The following is a 17,475-nucleotide window of genomic DNA, read 5'->3' as shown; positions in this document are numbered from 1 at the left end:
CTCGCGTCAGACGGTCTTGATCGCCGGGTCCGAGACGCCCGCGGCGCCCGTTTCGACGTGCCCTGCGAAGCGGCGCAGGAAGGTGGTGTCCGCGTCCGAGACGACCGTGACGTCGTACCAGCGGGCCGTGGCGCGCAGGTCCACCGTGTACGGGACCGTCGCGCCCGGGTTGACCTTGAACGTCTGGGCAGCGCCGCCGTAGGCGTTGCTGACGGTCAGGTTGACGGCCGTCGTGCCGCCGTTGGCCAGGGACAGGACCAGGTTGCCGGAGGTCCCGTCGTGGCGGGCGGTGACCTCGGGGCCGGCCTTCTTCGCGGGCCCCTTCCAGGTGCGCAGGAAGCCGTTCGGGCCCCAGACGGTGAGGTTGACCTGGTTGCCGGTGGAGCCGCTCGTGCTCCAGGTGTCGGCGAGGGTCTTGCCCGCCTCGACCGTGTAGGGCCACGGGCCGTCCGTGCGGTTGCCCGAGGTGCTGTGGAAGTGGGCGCCGAGGGAGGGGCCCGAGGAGAAGGTGAGGGTGAACTGGCCCGTGGAGGGCGTGGCCCTGCCGTCCACGAAGGGGACGTAGCCCAGCGCGCGCGTCGGCTTGCTGCCGGCCTCCTGCCGGGGCAGGGTGCCCGTGGCCGGCGGGACCGGGTGGTAGGACGGACGGGCGTTGTGGTCCGGCGGAAGGTACCCGGCCGTGGGCGGCAGGGCCGCCGGGGACGCGTCGGACCTGCTGAAGTCGAAGGCCGAGGTCAGGTCGCCGCACACCGCGCGCCGCCACGGCGAGATGTTGGGCTCCCGCACGCCGAACCGCTTCTCCATGAAGCGGATCACCGAGGTGTGGTCGAAGGTCTCGGAGCAGACGTAGCCGCCCTTGCTCCACGGGGAGACCACGATCATCGGGACGCGCGGGCCGAGGCCGTAGGGGCCGGCCGCGTAACCGCCGCCGCCCGCGTAGAGGTCCTTGGTGACGTCCGCGGTCGACAGGCCCCAGGCCGAGGAGGCCGGCGGGTACGGCGGTACGACGTGGTCGAAGAAGCCGTCGTTCTCGTCGTAGGTGATGAAGAAGGCCGTCTTCGCCCATACCGCCGGGTTCGCGGTCAGCGCGTCGAGCACCTGCGCGATGTACCAGGCGCCGAAGTTCGTCGGCCAGTTCGGGTGCTCGCTGAACGCCTCGGGCGCCGCGATCCACGAGACCTGGGGCAGGGCGCCGTTCACCACGTCCGCGCGCAGCTTGTCGAAGTAGCCCTCCCCCGCCTTGGCGTTGGTGCCCGTACGCGCCTTCTCGTACAGGGCGCTGCCGGGCTGGGCGTTGCGGTAGGCGTTGAAGTACAGCAGCGAGTTGTCGCCGTAGTTGCCCCGGAAGGCGTCGCCGGTCCAGCCCCACGACCCGGCCGCGTTCAGGCCGTCGCCGATGTCCTGGTAGATCTTCCAGGACACCCCGGCCGCCTCCAGGCGTTCGGGGTAGGTCTTCCAGCCGTAGCCGGCCTCCTGGTTGCCGAGGACCGGGCCGCCGCCGACGCCGTCGTTGCCCGTGTGACCCGACCACAGGTAGTAGCGGTTGGGGTCGGTGGCGCCGATGAAGGAGCAGTGGTAGGAGTCGCAGACGGTGAAGGCGTCGGCGAGCGCGTAGTGGAACGGGATGTCGTTCCGCGTCATGTACGACATGGTGGTGGCGGTCTTGGCCGGGACCCACTTGTCGTACTTGCCGTTGTTGTACGCCGCGTGGCCTCCGGCCCAGTCGTGGTTGAGGCCCTCGACGAACTGCATGCCGAGATCGTTGACCTGCGGGTTGAAGGGGAGGACGTCCTTCAGCCCGTTGGACTGGTAGAAGACGGACTTGCCGTTGTCCTGCAGGACGGGACGCGGGTCGCCGAAGCCCCGTACGCCCTTCATCGAGCCGAAGTACTGGTCGAAGGAACGATTCTCCTGCATGAGGACGACGATGTGTTCGACGTCCTGGATCGTCCCGGTGCTGCCCTGCGCCGGGACGGCGGCGGCGCGCGCGATGCTCTCGTTCAGCATCGTGGCGGCGGCCGAGCCGCCCGCGATCTGCAGGAACCTGCGGCGGTTCAGTTCTGCCATGGTGTCGACGACCTCTGCGGGGTGAGAGCGGGGGTGAGGGGAAGCTGTGCGGCGGCGCCCGGGGCGCCCCAAGGACAGCGGCCCCCGGGTACCGGCCGGCATTGCTTGCGTGACAGTGGGCCGTACACCTGGAGAACGGAAGACCTCGTCGGGCGGTTCGTGCCACCCGGGTCGCCTTTCGTCCCGCGTCCGCACACCCGCCCCGGGTGCGTCAACTCGCCCCACGGGAGAGCGTGTCGGTGCTGTTGTTAGGCTGGAGCGAGCGATGAGAGGCGGGGGCCGTGGCAAGCGATGCCGACCTGAACGCGTCCGAGGGCGACCTGACGAAGCTCGCCGACGACATGGACGCGATGCAGCGACACCTCGACGGCCAGGTCCGCCGCATGGACGCGATCGTCGACCGGATCGAGGCGGGGTGGAAGGGCGAGACGGGCAAGGCCTACCGGGATCTGCACCGGGCCGCCGCCGAGGACGCCGTACGCATCCGCGAGATCCTCGTGGTCCTCGAGGAGGCCGTTCGCATGGGCCGCGACGGGTTCACCCAGCAGGAGTTGGACGTACTCCAGGCGTTTCGCAAGGTGCGCAGTGCGGTCGACGTCGCCCAAGAAGTGGACCGGCTCTCCGAAGGCACCGCGCCGCCGGCGCCGCGCAGCGCCCTTCTGGACATCTGACGCACACCCAACTCGGGGGAAGGACGGGGGATCCGCATGTCCGGTGACCACATAGGTGTCAGCTTCGGCACGCTCCAGGGACTCGCCCGGGAGCTGGAGGACGTCCTCCGCCAGCTCAACGGGCAGCTCGAGACGCTCTACGCCCGTACCGAGAAGGTGGTGCTGAGCTGGGAGGGCGAGGCCCGTGACGCGTTCGTCGACGAACTCGACCGGTGGGACCGGCAGATGCAGGAGCTGGAAGCCGCCCAGAAGTGGCTGCACGAGGTCGTGACGACGGGCCACACGAACTACACCGCGGCCCATCGGGCCGTGCTGCGCGGATGGGGGGCGGCCTGATGGCCGGACCCGCGGCGCCGGCCCCGGGCGGCGGGTTCGACGTCACTCCCTCACAGCTGAACGGTGTCGCCGGGAACGTGGTCCTGCAGCAGAACATGCTGCACAAGGCGGCGAACGACTTCCTCTACGACCTCGTGGAGTACATGGACTGCGGCGGGTACGGGAGCGCCGCGGAGAGCGTGTCCGCCGCGTACGTGAAGGTGGGGAATCGTTTCCTCGAGGTGTGGGCCAAGAGCGTCGCCGGCGTGGGAGGCGTCGCGGTCGGATTCGTCACGACGGCGAACAACTACTCCAGGGCGGAGGCCGCGAGCCATCCGTCCGGCGCGGCTCCCGCGGTGCAGTTCCCCCTGCCCAAGGTCATCGACACACCCCCGAAGTACCAGCAGATCACCGATCTGCGCTGGGGCGACATGGACGACTACAGCAGCGGTTTCATCTCCTGGCTGCTGGAGGGGGTTCCCGACTGGGCGGCGGACATCGTGCGCAAGCTGTTGCACCACGTCGGCCGGTGGGGAAAGGCCGCCGACATCCTGCCCCTCCCCGACTACCAGCAGATCGACAAGATCGCCCTGGCCTGGCTGAGGCCCGGGTTCGCCGTCACGCAGGTGGACAGCGCTCTGACCGGTCTGGTCGGTTCCGTCTCCGACCCGAACAACGGCGAGTGGCAGGCGGCGATGCGCCAGTTCACCAGCTCCCTCTGGGGCACCACCGCGTGGGGCACATCGACCGCGGGCTACCAGTGGAAGCACGACACGGCCGGCGGGCAGGGCAGCGGCAGCCACCCCGTGACGGCCGTGCTCTTCGACACCACGCAGGAAGTCAGCAAGGCGATGCGCACCTTCGCCGAGTCGGCGCAGAAGATGCGCCACGAGGTCTGGCGCATCTACAAGAAGGCCATCCGGGACGCCCTGGCCGACCTGAAGCCCGACCTCGACGACGTCAAGAAGCTGGGCAAGAAGCTGCTGGGCATCGGCAAGGAGGTGTCCATCGGCATCACCCTCAAAGTGGACACCGCCGCGATCAACCGGGCCGTGGCGACGTACGAGGGCGAACTGCGCGGGGTGGAGAGCCGGCTCAACGCGCTGATGCCGGCCCTCGACGAGGCGTACCGGAGCGCGCCGACCTTCCAGTCCGAGGAGGGCCGCTCCGAGGCGTTCGGCGCCCGGTCGCTGAACGATTTCAAGCCGGAGCACCGCTTCACCGTTCCGGGGCAGGACCCGGACAACATGTTCTATCCGATGGACCTGGCGAACCAGGAAGGCCTCTACGACAGCCACCCCATCGACAAGCACGTCGGCCTCAGCGACGACCAGCTCAGGCAGCGCCTCCGCGATCAGGCCGGCGCGCCCGCCGCTTCCTCCTTCAAGGACCTCGCCTCCGCACAGCGGTTCAGCCAGGCGGCGATCGAGGACATCGACAACGCCGACCGCATCTCGAAATGGATAGAGAGCGTCGAGAAGAAGAAGCAGAACAACCCGAACTACGACCCGAACAAATCCGAAATTCAGCCGCCGGTCTACCTGGAATTCCCCCATGAGTCCACGGGACGCAGCGTCACGCGCGGCGACTATGATGCGGACGGGATGAGCGCCCAGGCCACGGACAAGAACTGGGTCCAGGTGCGCCTCATCTACAAGGACGGCCTGGTGCCCCCGTTCATCGTGCTGACCGCCATGCCGCACAACGGACCCTAGAAAGGTGGAGCACGTGCAGCCATCCCCTACGGCACTGTTCACGGGCGGCCCGGCGCTTCGGCTCGTCGACCTCGCCCTCTCGGTCCAGGAGTCGGGCGGGAAGCTCTCCCTGGACGACGAGATCCGGCGCTACATCCGGGTGGTCGCCGGGGACTGGGCCGCCCGGTGGAACTGCCCGCCCTACGTCGCGGCCGGTCTGCTCGAGTTCGCCGGGGACAGCGTCGCGCGGTCCGGCACGCTCGAGGCGTATCCGCCGGAATTCCGGGAAAAGGTGACGCGGGCCGCCGATGGAATGGAGCCCGCCGAATACCTGCGCATGCTCGCCGAAATGGTACGGATTCTCGACCGCGAGCCGGCGCCCGAATACGACGAGCTGCCGATGGCGGGGTGGGAATTCCTCCAGGTGTTCCCCCACCTCTTCGGATTCGACGCCGTCCTCATGGACGAGGGGGACCTCCCCTTCACGGACACCGTCGAGAGGTTCGTGACCGCCGAGCATCCGTACTGCGCCGATCGCGCCGCCGCCCTCGCGACGGAGGCGCAGCGCGCCCTCGTCCTCTTCCCCGGAGGGCGCTGCCTGGGGGACCGTCTCCACTGGGCCACCCGCGACGGCCTGCGCGGACTCACCGACACCGTCAACGACCACATGCAGCGAGAGCACTCATGACCCCCGTCGCGAACCGCGCCGCCACCTACCCCGACCGTGAGACGGCCCAGTGGGCCACCCAACAGGTCGTGACCCGCAACGAGCAGGCGATCCACCGCTGGCTGGCCCAGTCCACCCGGCAGCGGCTCACCATCGAGGCCGCCTGGCCCTCCCGCCCCGAGCCCGTCGGCCGGGTCCTGCTCCAGGCGATGATGCTGGCCGGCCGGGACGCCGTGGACGTACGGGCCGCCCGCGTCGTGCTCAGGCGGAACGCCGCCAGCGCGCACGGCTTCAGCGTCCACCGCACCTTCCCGATCTACCTCTAGAGGCTGCCCCGTGTCCCTCAAGCCCCTCGAACACGACCGGAAGTACGGCGAACTCGACCAGGTGATCCACGCGCACCTGGGCCGCACCGCCGACGACGAGGAGGCGCTCACCGCCTACCTCCGGCACTGCTGGCGCACCCGGCCCTGGGCCATCGCCGCCGCCGAGCACCAGCTCCGCACGTACGCGCAGAACCCGCCGGGCCGGCTTCGGCTGCGCCTCGGCGAGTTCTACCCGGTGCCCGACGTCGGCCTGCCCGACTCGGAGATCCAGGACTGGCTGCTGCGCCTGGCGGACCGGCTCAAGGAGAGCGTGGAGACGGGCGCGGCTCCGCCGCCCGCGACCCCGCGGACCCACTGGGAGTGGCAGGCCCGGTTCCCCGAACTCGCGCAGCTGCTCGGCGGCTGGTTCTCCCAGGACGCGCCCGACGAGTTCGAGGACCACGACGCGGCGCTGCGGGACTACCTCGACGGCACCGATCCCGGCCTGGTCGCGCAGCTCGACGGCGAGCTGCACGACCTGCTGTCCCTGCCGCTGGACGAGTCGGACTACGCCGTGGCCCTGGCGGAACTGGGCATGGAGGTGGATCCCCCCGCGCCTTACGGGCCCGGCGCCTGGCTCGCCGAACTGGCGTCCAGGCTCCGGTGAGCCCTACGGACCGGCGGTCCGCCGGTCCGCTCAGGCCCCCGCGGCCCCGGCGCCGGGGGTGAGCCGCAGGGAGATGCTGTTGATGCAGTAGCGCTGGTCCGTGGGCGTCGGGTAGCCCTCGCCCTCGAAGACGTGGCCCAGGTGGGAGCCGCACTTCGCGCAGAGCACCTCGGTGCGGACCATGCCGTGCGCGACGTCCGCCCTCAGCTCGACCGCGTCGGCGTCCTTCGGGTCGAAGAAGGACGGCCAGCCGTTCCTTGTTCCACCCCAGGAACCACGGGAGTTCACACCCGTCACGCTCACACCGGGGCCACGTGAACGCCCGGCGGCCGCAGCACCTCCTGGTGCGCTTGGAGGTCATCCGAGCCGCTGGGGAAGATCACCGCCAACTTCCCCTCCGCGGCCGTCGACTCCGCCGCAGTCCCACCGATGGCTCTGCCGAACTCACCAGCATGATCCGCCGCCGTTGGGTCCCGTCTCGGCACCAGCCCCCAACTGACACAATGCATCGAACACTCAGGGGTGTTCACGGGGACGGGGGATGCGTGATGCGGCGTCAGGCGTTGGTGGTCGGCATCGAAGGACCGGCCACGGACCCTGCCGACGACTCGCCCCCACGGTGGCAGCAACTCACCTACGCGGCACCGTACGCGCAACGGGTGGGCGAAGTGTTGGAGAAGCAGTATGCCTATGTTCTCCTGGAGTCCGGTCGCAACCCTGCGGCTACGGCCACCGCACTGGGGGACGCCCTCACTCAGGCTGTCCGCAGCGAGGCCGACTTCATCGTCATTCATCTCCTCGCGCACGGAGAACCGACCCGCAACGGTCACGGCATCCAGGCGGTGGGTGGGGACGGCCGCCTCACCGAGACGTTGGCCCGTTGGGTCGACATGGCGGAGAACCGAGACACGGACGGCAGCGGCGATCCAGCCGTTCTGCTGATCCTCGATCTGTGCCATTCCGGGGCCGTGGTGACCGAGCATCTGCGGTCGCTGGTCCGGCCGGAGCGCCGCCGTGTCTGGGTGCTCGCCGCCTGCCACTCGGAGCAGGACGCCTACGACGGCCGCCTGAGCACCGCCGTCGATGAAGTACTCCGCGGCTTCGCCTCCGGGGCCCTGAAGCTCGACACGTCGGTGCCGTACATCCCGATCGCCCGGTTCTGCCGCGAGGTGGCCCTCCACGTGGAGTCGCGGAGCACAGCCCTGAATCCGCAATCCGTCGAGCAGCCGCTGGCCGCGCTCGGCGCGGACCTGTCGCATCTGAAGTTTTTCTCCAACCCCGGATACGTACCGGCTGGCGCTCGCAGACTCACCGGCGTGGATCCTGCTGTGTTCACCCTTCTCGACGAAGTGGCCGACGCCCGCCACTTCGTGATCCGGGCGCATGGTGCCGACAGCGCCTTCGGCGACCTCGGCGCTCCGTCTTTCACCGGTCGGAGCGGTGAACTCCAGGAACTGGCAGGCTGGTTGGACGGCCACGGGGCTTCGATGCGCGTGGTCACCGGCGTACCAGGGGTCGGTAAATCCGCTCTGATCGGCACCTTCGTGTGCGCCGCACATCCACTGCTGCATGAGGCCACCGAGCAGTTGTGGCGGCCGTCGGGCGGCGACATTCCCCAGGCCACCGACGGGCTTGCGATCGTGCACGCGCGGCGGCGCGGTGTCTCAGAGATACTCACCTCGCTCGCCGCCCAGTGGGAGCTCGGCTCTCCCGGCCACGCGACGATGTGGACAACTGACCAGCTGGTCACTGCACTGCGGGCCAAGCCCGTACCCCCCTGTCTCGTCATGGACGCGGTGGACGAGGCCGAGCACCCGGCCGATCTGGTCAGCGCCGTACTGCTACCGCTGGCGTCGATTCGGCGGTCGGACGGAGCACCTCTGTGCAGAATGCTCGTCGCGGCGCGCCCGGAAGCGGCACTGCGGCCACTCATCGAGGCGGCCCGCGCACACGATGGACTGATCGACCTGGACGGGGTGTCGCCCCTTCAACTCCGCAAGGACTTGGCCCAGTTCGTTCTGCGCGTACTGCGGCCTCTGAACCCTGGTGGGACGCCCTGGTGCTCACTCGCGGCAGCCGAGAGCCTGGGCAGCACGCTGGCCGACACCTTGGTGAACGGGTCACGCGATTGGGGCGAGTTCCTTGTCGCCGGGCTCTATCTGCGGCTTCTCCAGGAACAGATGACACCGCCGGAGACGGCCGAACAGGCCGTGCTCCTGGGCAGTGACGTGCCCCGCACGCTCGACGCGGTACTCGACCTCCACCTCCGGCTCGACCCCCGACCGGGCCTGCACGAACTGCTGGCCGCGCTGGCCTGGGCGGAAGGTGCGGGGATGCCGGAAGACCTCCTCGCCCACATCATGAAATCCGATCCGGTTCCGGCCGAGAAGGACCGGGCAACCACCACCGAACTGCTTCGGGCCGCGCGTTTCTACATACGCCGCAACGTCGATCGTGAAGGCGCCCCGCTCTACCGGCTCTTCCACCAGGGACTGGCCGACCGCCTCCGCGAACGTCCCGTCCTGGACGCGGCCATCGTATGGGAACGCCTGCTCACGACAGTGCATGTGAGTGGCTCCGGCCGTCGGCGATGGGCGACCGCCGAGCCGTATCTGCTGCGGTACGCCGCACGCCACAGCGCGCTCGCCGGCAAGCTCGACGAACTCCTCGAAGACGGCGAATTCCTGGTCCACGCAGATCCGGCCCCACTGGCCGAGGAGCTCTACCACGGTAAACACGGCCCTCACGGAACGGTCTACCTGACGTCGTACGGAGCCCACCACGACGGTCCGCCCGACCAGCGGCGCGACATCCTGGCCGTCGACGCGGCTCGGCACCAGCAATGGCAGCTGGCTGCAGACCTCACGCAGGACACCGGCCGTCACATCCTCTGGACCGCCGGCCGGGCACTGCACACCGGCCTCCTGACGACACTGACCGGGCACCGCGGCAAAATCTGGGACCTGACGACACTGGTGATGCACGGCCGCCCACACGCCTTGACAGCCGGCCAGGACGGAACGGCTCGACTGTGGGACCTCGACTCGGCGACGACGACCGTCGAACTCGGAGACCACGGCGCTCCGGTGGGAGGCGTGGTCGCCGGGAAGGTCCGCGGCCGTCATGTCGCCGTGACGGGCTGCGACAGCGGCGAACTCCTGGGATGGGACCTGGCCACAGGGCGTCTCCTGTGGAGGACCCCGGCTCATGAGGGGCCGATCTGGTCCATGGTGGGCGTGCAGTACGAGGGGGCGTCCGCGGTGGCCAGCGCGGGCGAGGACCGAGTCATCCGCTACTGGGAAATCGCCACCGGCGCTCCGCTCGCCACCACCAAGTTGTCCGCCGTCAACGGCAACGTGTGGCAGCTGTCCCGCGTCACCGTCGACGGCAGGGGCGACTGCGTTGTTGCCTGCTACGACGATTGGGTCAAGGTCCTGACCGTCCACGGTGAGGAGGTCGAGCTGCCGCACACCAACCAGGAGCGGCTGTCGTGCTACCGCTACCTCGACCTGGGACACGGCCCCGAGCCGGTCGCGGGCGATCAGGACGGAACCGTCTGGATCGGCGACGAGTTCATGGAACTCCTCAACGAGGATCGCCTGCATGCCGACGCCGTCACCGACCTCGCCGCCGTATTGCTGGACGGATCCATGTACATCCTCAGCGCGGGCACCGACGGTGTCGCCCAGCTGAACCCCCTGGACGGCGACGGCAGCACACGGCAGGTCGTCAGCCACACCACAGCGATCACCCGTGTCGCGATCGTGTCCGAACCGCACCGGACTCGAATCCTTACTGCGAGCAACGGCGGCACCGTCCGCGTCTCGGACGCGGCCGGGCACGAGATTCCTCAACGCCACCCCGGGCACGCCCATGCCATCAATGCTCTGACGGTGCTGTCCGACGGCCGTCTGGTCTCGTGCAGCGAGGACGGAAGCATCGCTCTGTGGACCGTGGAAGGTGTGATCGGGCAGAGGATCAACCTGCTGTACCACTCGGACTTCCCGCTGCCGGACCGAGCCACCGGCATCGCGGTCCTGGAGGCCGGCGAGCATCCACGGATTGTCGCCTCGTGCGCTCACAACGGGGTCGCACTGTGGGACACGAACACGACGGAGAAGCACCTGGAGCGGCGCGACCTGGGTGAAGGCCCAGGTGCCTCGGCGATCGTCACCCTCACCATTCGTGGGGCCCAGCACGTCATCTATGCCTCCGACAGAGACGGGGTAAAAATAGCCACCGCCGATCACCTGGACCGAATGACCCGCTGGCCCAACGTCGACGTGACGGACCCGGCGTGGGCAGGAGAGCCGGAGCGCGTCCTGCTCGCGCCCTCCGAGGCCCGGGCCGTCGAGGAATGGGGAGTGACGGTCCCTGTGACTGCACCCGCGACATGCCTGGCGGCCTCCGCCACCCACGTCCTGGCCGGATACCGTTCCGGCCACGTCCAGTCCGCACACCTGCTGGGTCCGCCCCTCCCGCGACTCGTCGCCCAGCACCCCGTCGCCGTACACGCCGTCGCCACCGTCGACATCGACGGACAGACGTACGCCGTCAGTGGTGACGACCGGGGCGAGGTGCGCGTGACCGCTCTCGACGCCACCCGGACGTTCACACTGGCCGGACACGCCCGTGCGGTCTTCGCCGCGACTCCGGTCCTGCTCGACGGAGACCCGTACCTTTTCACCGGCGGACTCGACCGATCCCTGCGGCTGTGGGACCTGAGAAGCGGCAGTCAGGTCGACGTCTTCTGGTTCCCGGACACCGTGTGCGCCATCGCCGTCGCCCCAGACGGTGCCCTCTACATCGGGGTGGGCCCGGACGTCATCCACATGGCACCGCACGACCGGCTCCCCGTACTCCCGTATCCGACCCCCGACCAAGGGACATGCATCCGATGACCGCCTTCGTGGCCGTACACGGCGTGGGCCAGTACCTGTCCGCCGTCCCACCGGCCGATCTCGTCACCGCCCGCTCGGCCGTCTGGGCCAAGGACCTCGCCGCCGGGCTGGGCACGTCCGCCGAGCACGTCCCTGTCACTTACGCCTACTACTCCCACCATCTCCACCGCGGCAGGCCCGTCGCGCAAGGTTCCGACGACCTTGATCAGCTGGAGCGCGAGCACCCGCACCTGGCCGAGGTCGTCGCCCACTGGGCGGAATCGCTGGACGAGTCCCTGGGCCTGAGGCTTCCGCCACCCGCAACGTCTCAGGGACGCCTGGCCGTTCCGCTTCGGCAGCTCGTCTCCGCGATCTCCGAGCACCTGAGTCTCGACGGCCGCCTGACTCGCGCGTTCATCGCCACGCTCTTCCGCGACGTCACGCGCTATCTCGGCGGGCCGGACGACACGGTCCGCGCAGCGGCCCGCGAGGAGGTCGCAGGCGTCATCTCCTCGACGGGTGCCCGCGTGGTCATCGCCCACTCCCTCGGAAGCGTCGTGGCCTACGAGGCCCTCCACGCCCACCCGGAACTCGAAGTCGACCTGCTCCTGACACTCGGCTCCCCACTCGCACTCCGCCACGGTGTCTTCGACCGTCTGTCACCAGCCCCGGCCAACGGCACCGGAGAGCATCCGCCAGGCGTGCGCCGGTGGGTCAACCTGTGCGATCACGGGGACATCGTCGCCGTCCCGCGCCCCCTCAAGCAGCGCTTCCCGTCGGTGGATCTCGATCTGACGGACAGCATCGCCCCGTTCGACTTCCACCGCGCATCTCCTTATCTGAGGTCCGCTGCGGTGGCCGCGACACTTGCGCCCTTTCTCCACACCTCCTGACACACGGCTTGATGAAACGCGAAGATGCCCCCACAGAACTCCCTGTGCGGGCATCAGTCGGCCCATCGTCAGCTGATTACGGTCAGTCCTCGTCCGGCCTCAGCCGCAACGAGATCGAGTTGATGCAGTACCGCTGGTCGGTCGGGGTCGGGTAACCCTCGCCTTCGAAGAGATGCCCCAAGTGGGAGCCGCACATCGCGCAGCGGACCTCGGTGCGGACCATCCCGTGTGAATGGTCGGACACAAGTTCCACCGCGTCCGAGTTGCGTGCATCGTAAAAGCTCGGCCAGCCGCAGTGCGACTCGAACTTCTCCGTGGAGCGGAACAGCTCGGAGCCGCAGCCGCGGCAGGAGTAGACGCCCTCGGTCTTGGTGTCCGTGTACTCACCGCGGAAGGCGGGCTCGGTGCCGGCGAGGCGCAGCACCTGGTACTCGGACGGGGTCAGCTCCGCCTGCCACTGCTCGTCCGTCTTCTCTACCTCGTACGACATGACTCTCCCGTTCCCTCATGACCGACTCGGAACCGACCGGGCACCGCTCCGGGCCCGGTCAGCCCGCCAGACGGGCCAGGATGACCGGCCCGAGGTCCGTGACATCGCCCGCACCCATGGTGAGAACGAGATCGCCGGGCTTGGCCATTCCCGCGATGACGTCGGCGACGGCGTCCTTGTCGTGCTCGGGGGTGACGTCGGCGCCCGCGGCCCGGGCGGCGTCGATGATGATCTCGCTCGTGATCCCGGGGACCGGGTCCTCGCGCGCGGGGTAGATGTCGAGCACGACGGAGGCGTCGGCGAGGGCGAGGGCCGCGCCCATCTCCGTGCCGAGCTCCTGGGTGCGGGAGAAGAGGTGCGGCTGGAAGACGACCAGGATGCGGGAGTCCCCGGCGGCGCCGCGGATGGCCTCCAGATCGGCGGTCATCTCCGTGGGGTGGTGCGCGTAGGAGTCGATCACCTGGACGCCGGCCGCTTCGCCCTTGAGCTGGAGGCGGCGCTTGACCCCGGTGTACTTGCCGAGGGCGGAGGCCAGGTTGTGCGCCGGGATGCCGAGCGCGACACCGGCGGCGAGGGCCGCGACGGCGTTGTGCGCGTAGTGGCGGCCGGGCACCGAGACGGTGAAGGTGAGCATCCGGCCGGCGATGACGACGGTGACCTCGCTGGTCAGGCCGCGCGGGGTGATCTTCGTGATCCGGACGTCGGCTTCGGGCTCCTCGCCGTACGTGACGACGTTCAGACCGTCCTGGCCGCGGACCCGGCCCGCGATCTCGGCGGCTCCGGCCTGGCCGTGGGCGATGACCAGGGTGCCGCCGTCGGGGATCTTGCCGACGAAGGTCTCGAAGGACGCGTAGATCTCCTCCACCGACGCGTAGTTGGCGTGGTGGTCGAGCTCGGCGTTGAGGATGATCGCGACCTGCGGCGTGTACGTGTGGAAGCTGCGGTCGCTCTCGTCGGCCTCGGCGACGAAGATGTCGCCCTCGCCGTGGTGGGCGTTGGAGCCGGGGGCGTCCAGGTCCCCGCCGATGGCGTACGAGGGGTCCAGCCCCAGCGCCGAGAGGGAGACGGCCAGCATCGAGGTGGTGGTCGTCTTGCCGTGGGTGCCGGCGACGGCGATCGGCCGCAGGCCGTCCATCAGGCCGGCCAGGGCGTCGGAGCGGTGCACGACCGGGATGCCGAGCTCGGCGGCGCGGGCCAGCTCCGGGTTGTCGGCGCGGATCGCGCTCGAGACGACCACGCAGGTGGCGTCGTCGGCGAGGTGACCGGCGTCGTGCCCGATGTGGACCGTGGCACCGTGGGCGCGCAGCGCCTGGGCGGTCTCGGAGTCACGGGAGTCGCTGCCGGCCACCTTCGCGCCGCGCTGCGCGAGGATCTTCGCGATGCCGGACATGCCGGCGCCGCCGATGCCGATGAAGTGGGGCCGTTCCATGGCGGTCGGCAGGCCGGGCTTCATTCAGGTAGCTCCAGGATCGAGTGCGTGCGGGCCGCCGGACACGGTGGCCCGGCTGCTCCCCACCCTATTCCTTGTGGGCGAAGAGCTTGAGCACCGGAACGCCGACCTTGTGCCGCGCCCGCGAGGCCCAGTCCCGGTGGAAGAACTCCTCCACGTAGTGCGGGGCGGTCAGAACGATCACCTCGTCGGCGCCGGTCTCGTCCACCACCGCCTTCAGCTTGTCGAGGGGGTGGTCCTCGATGATCTGCCCGACGGCCTTGGCACCCTTGCGGCGCAGCGACGCGAGGGAGTGTTCGAGAGCCAGTTCGGCGGGTCCCCGGGCGGCGTCGCCCTCCGGTTCGTCACCTTCGCGGATGGCGTCGGGCAGCTCACCGAGCGCTACGTCGTCGATGGCGCGCAGCAGCCGGTCCCGGTCGCCGCGGGGCTGCATGAGGACGACGAAGGAGACCGACTCGTCTCCGTGAAGGGTCGTGACGAAGTCCACGTCGACCGGGGTCAGCGGCTGCTCGATCATCAATACGCTCGTGAACACGGACGCCCTCTCCTTCGTGCGCCGGGGCCGGCCGGCCGGTGGCCCCTGCGGAAACCATCCTGCCCCGCTGTCGCACGGAGCCTTGCCCGGATATACCTGCCCAGTCATGTGCCCAGCGGAAGCCGAGCGGAACAACAAATTCCGCTTCTTGCTTCAGATCCGACGGTAACGCGTGAAAAGGAACCCGGCCTCTTCCAGTACGCAGGCCGGCGCGAGCCGGTGCGGAACCGTGACGGACGGCCCGCCGGAGATCCTCTGGGCGTCTCCGGCCGTGAGCATCGGCGAGATCGTCAGGCAGAGCTCGTCCAGCACGTCGGCGGCCACGAACTGACCCAGCAGCCGGGGGCCGCCCTCGGTGAGCTGGCGGCGCAGCCCCCGCTCCGCGAGCTCCCGTACGACCCGGGCCGGATCCACCGCGGTCCCCTCGCCGGCCACCACCACCTCGGCCCCGGCCCTGACGGCCTCGGCCACGCGCCCGGCCGGGGCGGCGGCCCCGGTGACCACCAGGGTGGGCACGAGCGGGGAGGTGAACAGGGGCAGCGAGAAGTCCAGCTCCAGGCTGGCGGTGATCACGGCGATGGCGGGGGCGGGCCCCTGGCCGGAGGCCGCGCGGCGGTCCGCGAAGGCCTCCCGGGCCCGCGCGGGGCGGTACCCCTCCTGGCGAACCGTTTCCGCGCCGACGACCACCACGTCGGCCAGAGCCCGCAGGGTGCCGAAGATCTTCATGTCGGTCTCGCCGGAAATGGGCTGCGAGCGCCCCTCGTGCTGGGCCGCGCCGTCGAGCGTGGACACCATGTTGGCCCGCGTCCAGTGGCCGTCCGGACCCAGGGAGGGGTACGCGTACGCCTCGGCGAGCTCGTCCAGCGACCACGCGCGGTCCGTCTGGTCGGATGATGTCTGATCGGTCACAGGGAACAGGCGTCGCATCGGTGCAGTGTGCCACGCCCCGTAGAGTGATGAGCTGTGTCAACATCACTCTCGCCCTCAGCGTCAGCCTCCGGGCGGTCCCCGATAGCCGACGCGGGACCGCAGTCCCTGTGCGCCCGCGAGCCGCGGGTGCCCGCCGAACGGCTGGTGGCCGAGATGGTGCCGCCGCCGCGCTTCGACTCGGTGCGCTTCGACACCTACGACCCCGACCCGGCCCAGCCCAGTCAGTCCGAGGCCGTCTCCGTCCTCGCCGGCTTCGCCGCGGGGCTGGGCGGCGCCCACGCCACCGGCGCGGGCAAGCGCCGCTGGTTCGCGAAGAAGCCGGCGGCCCCCACCGCCCCGCGCGGGGTCTACCTCGACGGCGGCTACGGCGTGGGCAAGACCCACCTCCTCGCCTCCCTCTGGCACGCCACGCCGGCCGAGCCCGCGCTCAAGGCCTTCGGCACCTTCGTGGAGCTGACCAACCTCGTCGGCGCGCTCGGCTTCCAGCAGACCGTGCAGACCCTGGGCGGACACCGCCTCCTGTGCATCGACGAGTTCGAGCTCGACGACCCGGGCGACACCGTCCTCGTCTCCTCGCTGCTCAGCCGCCTGGTCGAGCAGGGCGTGGCGCTGGCCGCCACCTCCAACACCCTGCCCGGCAAGCTCGGCGAGGGCCGGTTCGCCTCCGCCGACTTCCTGCGGGAGATCCAGGGCCTCTCCGCCCACTTCCGGCCGCTGCGCATCGACGGCCAGGACTACCGCCACCGCGGCCTGCCCGAAGCCCCGGCGCCCTTCTCCGACGAGCAGGTGGCGAAGGCCGCGTACGCCACCGAGGGAGCGAGCCTCGACGACTTCCCCGGTCTCCTCGAGCACCTGGCCCGGGTCCACCCCAGCCGCTACGGGGCCCTGACCGACGGCATCACGGCCGTCTGCCTGACCGACGTCGGCCCGGTGCCGGACCAGTCGACGGCGCTGCGCCTCGTGGTCCTCGCCGACCGCCTCTACGACCGCGAGGTACCGGTCCTGGCCTCCGGCGTCCCCTTCGACGGGCTGTTCAGTGACGAGATGCTGAACGGCGGCTACCGCAAGAAGTACTTCCGGGCCATCTCGCGGCTCACCGCACTGGCACGCGACGCGAAGCCCCTGGTGTCCCAGTAGGTTTGGGAACGCCGGGCCGTTCTCCGCGGGCCGGCCGTTTCCACTTCCGTGAAGGGATCCACCATGGCTGCCACACGCAACGCCCACGCCGTCTGGGAAGGCGACCTGTTCGAAGGCAAGGGCGTCGTCACACTCGACTCGTCCGGCCTCGGCAGCTACCCCGTCTCCTGGCCCGCACGGACCGACGAGGAGGCGAACGGGCGCACCAGCCCGGAGGAGCTCATCGCCGCCGCGCACTCCAGCTGCTTCAACATGGCCTTCTCCAACGGCCTCGCCAAGGCGGGCAACCCGCCGGCCAAGCTGACCACCTCGGCCGCCGTCACCTTCGTGCCGGGCAAGGGCATCACGGGGATCCACCTCACCGTCGAGGGTGAGGTCCCGGGCCTGGACAGCGACGCGTTCACCGCCGCCGCCGAGGACGCGAAGAAGAACTGCCCGGTCAGCCAGGCCCTGACGGGGACGACCATCACCCTGACGGCCACCCTCGCCTGACCCCCGGCGGCGCGTCCCGCTGCCACCCCGTTCCACGTCCCGGCCCCGGAGGCTCCGCCTCCGGGGCCGGGGTGCGTGCGGGGTCCCGGCCGGCCCGCACGGCCTCGCCCGGCGCGAGCGCGTCCTGGGCGCCCTCCTCGCGCACGGCCTCGAACGACCGCACCCGGCTCCCCCGCCCCTGCCCCTGCCCCTGCCCCTGCCGCCGACGGAGTGACCCCGCCACCGCGTCGCGGCTCCCGCCGCCACGCCGCGTGATACCACGGCCCGGTCGTACGTCCTGCC

15 protein-coding genes and 1 pseudogene are annotated in these 17,475 nt (G+C 70.1%); 10 read left to right on the top strand and 6 right to left on the bottom strand.

The genetic code is table 11. The features are described from left to right. Positions 1–6 precede the first annotated feature (6 nt). Positions 7–2,067, bottom strand: a complete 2,061-nt coding sequence (locus tag ABZY44_RS02610) for a phosphocholine-specific phospholipase C (protein WP_356649713.1) — start codon at positions 2,065–2,067, stop codon at positions 7–9. 281 nt (positions 2,068–2,348) lie between these two features. Here ABZY44_RS02610 and ABZY44_RS02605 point away from each other — a divergent pair, with 281 nt between their 5' ends. The 6 genes from ABZY44_RS02605 to ABZY44_RS02580 are packed head-to-tail and all read left to right on the top strand — an operon-like array spanning position 2,349 to position 6,386. Then, complete coding sequence (locus tag ABZY44_RS02605) at positions 2,349–2,738, top strand: WXG100 family type VII secretion target (RefSeq protein WP_356649712.1); 390 nt, start codon at positions 2,349–2,351, stop codon at positions 2,736–2,738. 36 nt (positions 2,739–2,774) lie between these two features. Then, positions 2,775–3,074, top strand: a complete 300-nt coding sequence (locus ABZY44_RS02600) for a WXG100 family type VII secretion target (protein WP_356649711.1) — start codon at positions 2,775–2,777, stop codon at positions 3,072–3,074. After that, entirely contained in the window at positions 3,074–4,768 is a 1,695-nt protein-coding gene (locus tag ABZY44_RS02595; protein WP_356649710.1) for an RNase A-like domain-containing protein, read from the top strand. Before ABZY44_RS02600 ends, ABZY44_RS02595 begins: the two co-directional genes overlap by 1 nt. Before the next feature lie 13 nt (positions 4,769–4,781). Further along, positions 4,782–5,435, top strand: coding sequence for a hypothetical protein (locus tag ABZY44_RS02590; RefSeq protein WP_356649709.1), 654 nt, complete (start codon positions 4,782–4,784; stop codon positions 5,433–5,435). Then, positions 5,432–5,740, top strand: coding sequence for an RNase A-like domain-containing protein (locus ABZY44_RS02585; RefSeq protein WP_356649708.1), 309 nt, complete (start codon positions 5,432–5,434; stop codon positions 5,738–5,740). Before ABZY44_RS02590 ends, ABZY44_RS02585 begins: the two co-directional genes overlap by 4 nt. A 10-nt stretch (positions 5,741–5,750) precedes the next feature. Next, on the top strand, positions 5,751–6,386 hold the full coding sequence (locus ABZY44_RS02580) for a contact-dependent growth inhibition system immunity protein (protein ID WP_356649707.1): 636 nt from the start codon (positions 5,751–5,753) through the stop codon (positions 6,384–6,386). 30 nt (positions 6,387–6,416) lie between these two features. Here ABZY44_RS02580 and ABZY44_RS02575 read toward each other — a convergent pair. After that, positions 6,417–6,638, bottom strand: a pseudogene (locus ABZY44_RS02575) (peptide-methionine (R)-S-oxide reductase); the annotation flags it as partial. 296 nt (positions 6,639–6,934) lie between these two features. Here ABZY44_RS02575 and ABZY44_RS02570 point away from each other — a divergent pair. Then, entirely contained in the window at positions 6,935–11,287 is a 4,353-nt protein-coding gene (locus tag ABZY44_RS02570) for a WD40 repeat domain-containing protein (protein WP_356649706.1), read from the top strand. Further along, a complete protein-coding gene (locus ABZY44_RS02565) occupies positions 11,284–12,159 on the top strand; it encodes a serine peptidase (protein WP_356649705.1) in 876 nt (291 codons plus the stop codon). Before ABZY44_RS02570 ends, ABZY44_RS02565 begins: the two co-directional genes overlap by 4 nt. Before the next feature lie 82 nt (positions 12,160–12,241). Here ABZY44_RS02565 and msrB read toward each other — a convergent pair whose 3' ends face one another. The 4 genes from msrB to ABZY44_RS02545 all read right to left on the bottom strand — a co-directional run bounded on the left by msrB (position 12,242) and on the right by ABZY44_RS02545 (position 15,561). Then, on the bottom strand, positions 12,242–12,649 hold the full coding sequence (gene msrB, locus ABZY44_RS02560) for a peptide-methionine (R)-S-oxide reductase MsrB (RefSeq protein ID WP_356649704.1): 408 nt from the start codon (positions 12,647–12,649) through the stop codon (positions 12,242–12,244). Positions 12,650–12,707: 58 nt separating this feature from the next. Further along, entirely contained in the window at positions 12,708–14,102 is a 1,395-nt protein-coding gene (gene murC, locus ABZY44_RS02555) for a UDP-N-acetylmuramate--L-alanine ligase (protein WP_356649703.1), read from the bottom strand. Between the two features lie 64 nt (positions 14,103–14,166). Further along, a complete protein-coding gene (locus ABZY44_RS02550; protein ID WP_356649702.1) occupies positions 14,167–14,634 on the bottom strand; it encodes an indole-3-glycerol phosphate synthase in 468 nt (155 codons plus the stop codon). 153 nt (positions 14,635–14,787) lie between these two features. Then, complete coding sequence (locus ABZY44_RS02545) at positions 14,788–15,561, bottom strand: pyrimidine reductase family protein (RefSeq protein WP_356649701.1); 774 nt, start codon at positions 15,559–15,561, stop codon at positions 14,788–14,790. A gap of 36 nt (positions 15,562–15,597) precedes the next feature. Here ABZY44_RS02545 and zapE point away from each other — a divergent pair, with 36 nt between their 5' ends. Then, positions 15,598–16,701, top strand: coding sequence for a cell division protein ZapE (gene zapE / locus ABZY44_RS02540; RefSeq protein WP_356649700.1), 1,104 nt, complete (start codon positions 15,598–15,600; stop codon positions 16,699–16,701). Between the two features lie 63 nt (positions 16,702–16,764). After that, on the top strand, positions 16,765–17,193 hold the full coding sequence (locus ABZY44_RS02535; protein ID WP_356649699.1) for an OsmC family peroxiredoxin: 429 nt from the start codon (positions 16,765–16,767) through the stop codon (positions 17,191–17,193). Positions 17,194–17,475 lie beyond the last annotated feature (282 nt).

The sequence above is a fragment of the Streptomyces sp. NPDC006544 genome, from assembly GCF_040611715.1.
Lineage (GTDB): Bacteria > Actinomycetota > Actinomycetes > Streptomycetales > Streptomycetaceae > Streptomyces.
Note: the sequence above shows the minus strand (reverse complement) of the source record. Positions and strands in the feature narration are given on the sequence as shown.

What these genes read in the sequence shown, in the direction of transcription:
- ABZY44_RS02610 (WP_356649713.1), bottom strand. Translation starts at nt 2,067, where the DNA reads ATGGCAGAACTGAACCGCCGCAGGTTCCTGCAGATCGCGGGCGGCTCG.
- ABZY44_RS02600 (WP_356649711.1), top strand. Translation starts at nt 2,775, where the DNA reads ATGTCCGGTGACCACATAGGTGTCAGCTTCGGCACGCTCCAGGGACTC.
- ABZY44_RS02595 (WP_356649710.1), top strand. Translation starts at nt 3,074, where the DNA reads ATGGCCGGACCCGCGGCGCCGGCCCCGGGCGGCGGGTTCGACGTCACT.
- ABZY44_RS02585 (WP_356649708.1), top strand. Translation starts at nt 5,432, where the DNA reads ATGACCCCCGTCGCGAACCGCGCCGCCACCTACCCCGACCGTGAGACG.
- ABZY44_RS02570 (WP_356649706.1), top strand. Translation starts at nt 6,935, where the DNA reads ATGCGGCGTCAGGCGTTGGTGGTCGGCATCGAAGGACCGGCCACGGAC.
- ABZY44_RS02565 (WP_356649705.1), top strand. Translation starts at nt 11,284, where the DNA reads ATGACCGCCTTCGTGGCCGTACACGGCGTGGGCCAGTACCTGTCCGCC.
- msrB (WP_356649704.1), bottom strand. Translation starts at nt 12,649, where the DNA reads ATGTCGTACGAGGTAGAGAAGACGGACGAGCAGTGGCAGGCGGAGCTG.
- murC (WP_356649703.1), bottom strand. Translation starts at nt 14,102, where the DNA reads ATGAAGCCCGGCCTGCCGACCGCCATGGAACGGCCCCACTTCATCGGC.
- ABZY44_RS02545 (WP_356649701.1), bottom strand. Translation starts at nt 15,561, where the DNA reads ATGCGACGCCTGTTCCCTGTGACCGATCAGACATCATCCGACCAGACG.
- ABZY44_RS02535 (WP_356649699.1), top strand. Translation starts at nt 16,765, where the DNA reads ATGGCTGCCACACGCAACGCCCACGCCGTCTGGGAAGGCGACCTGTTC.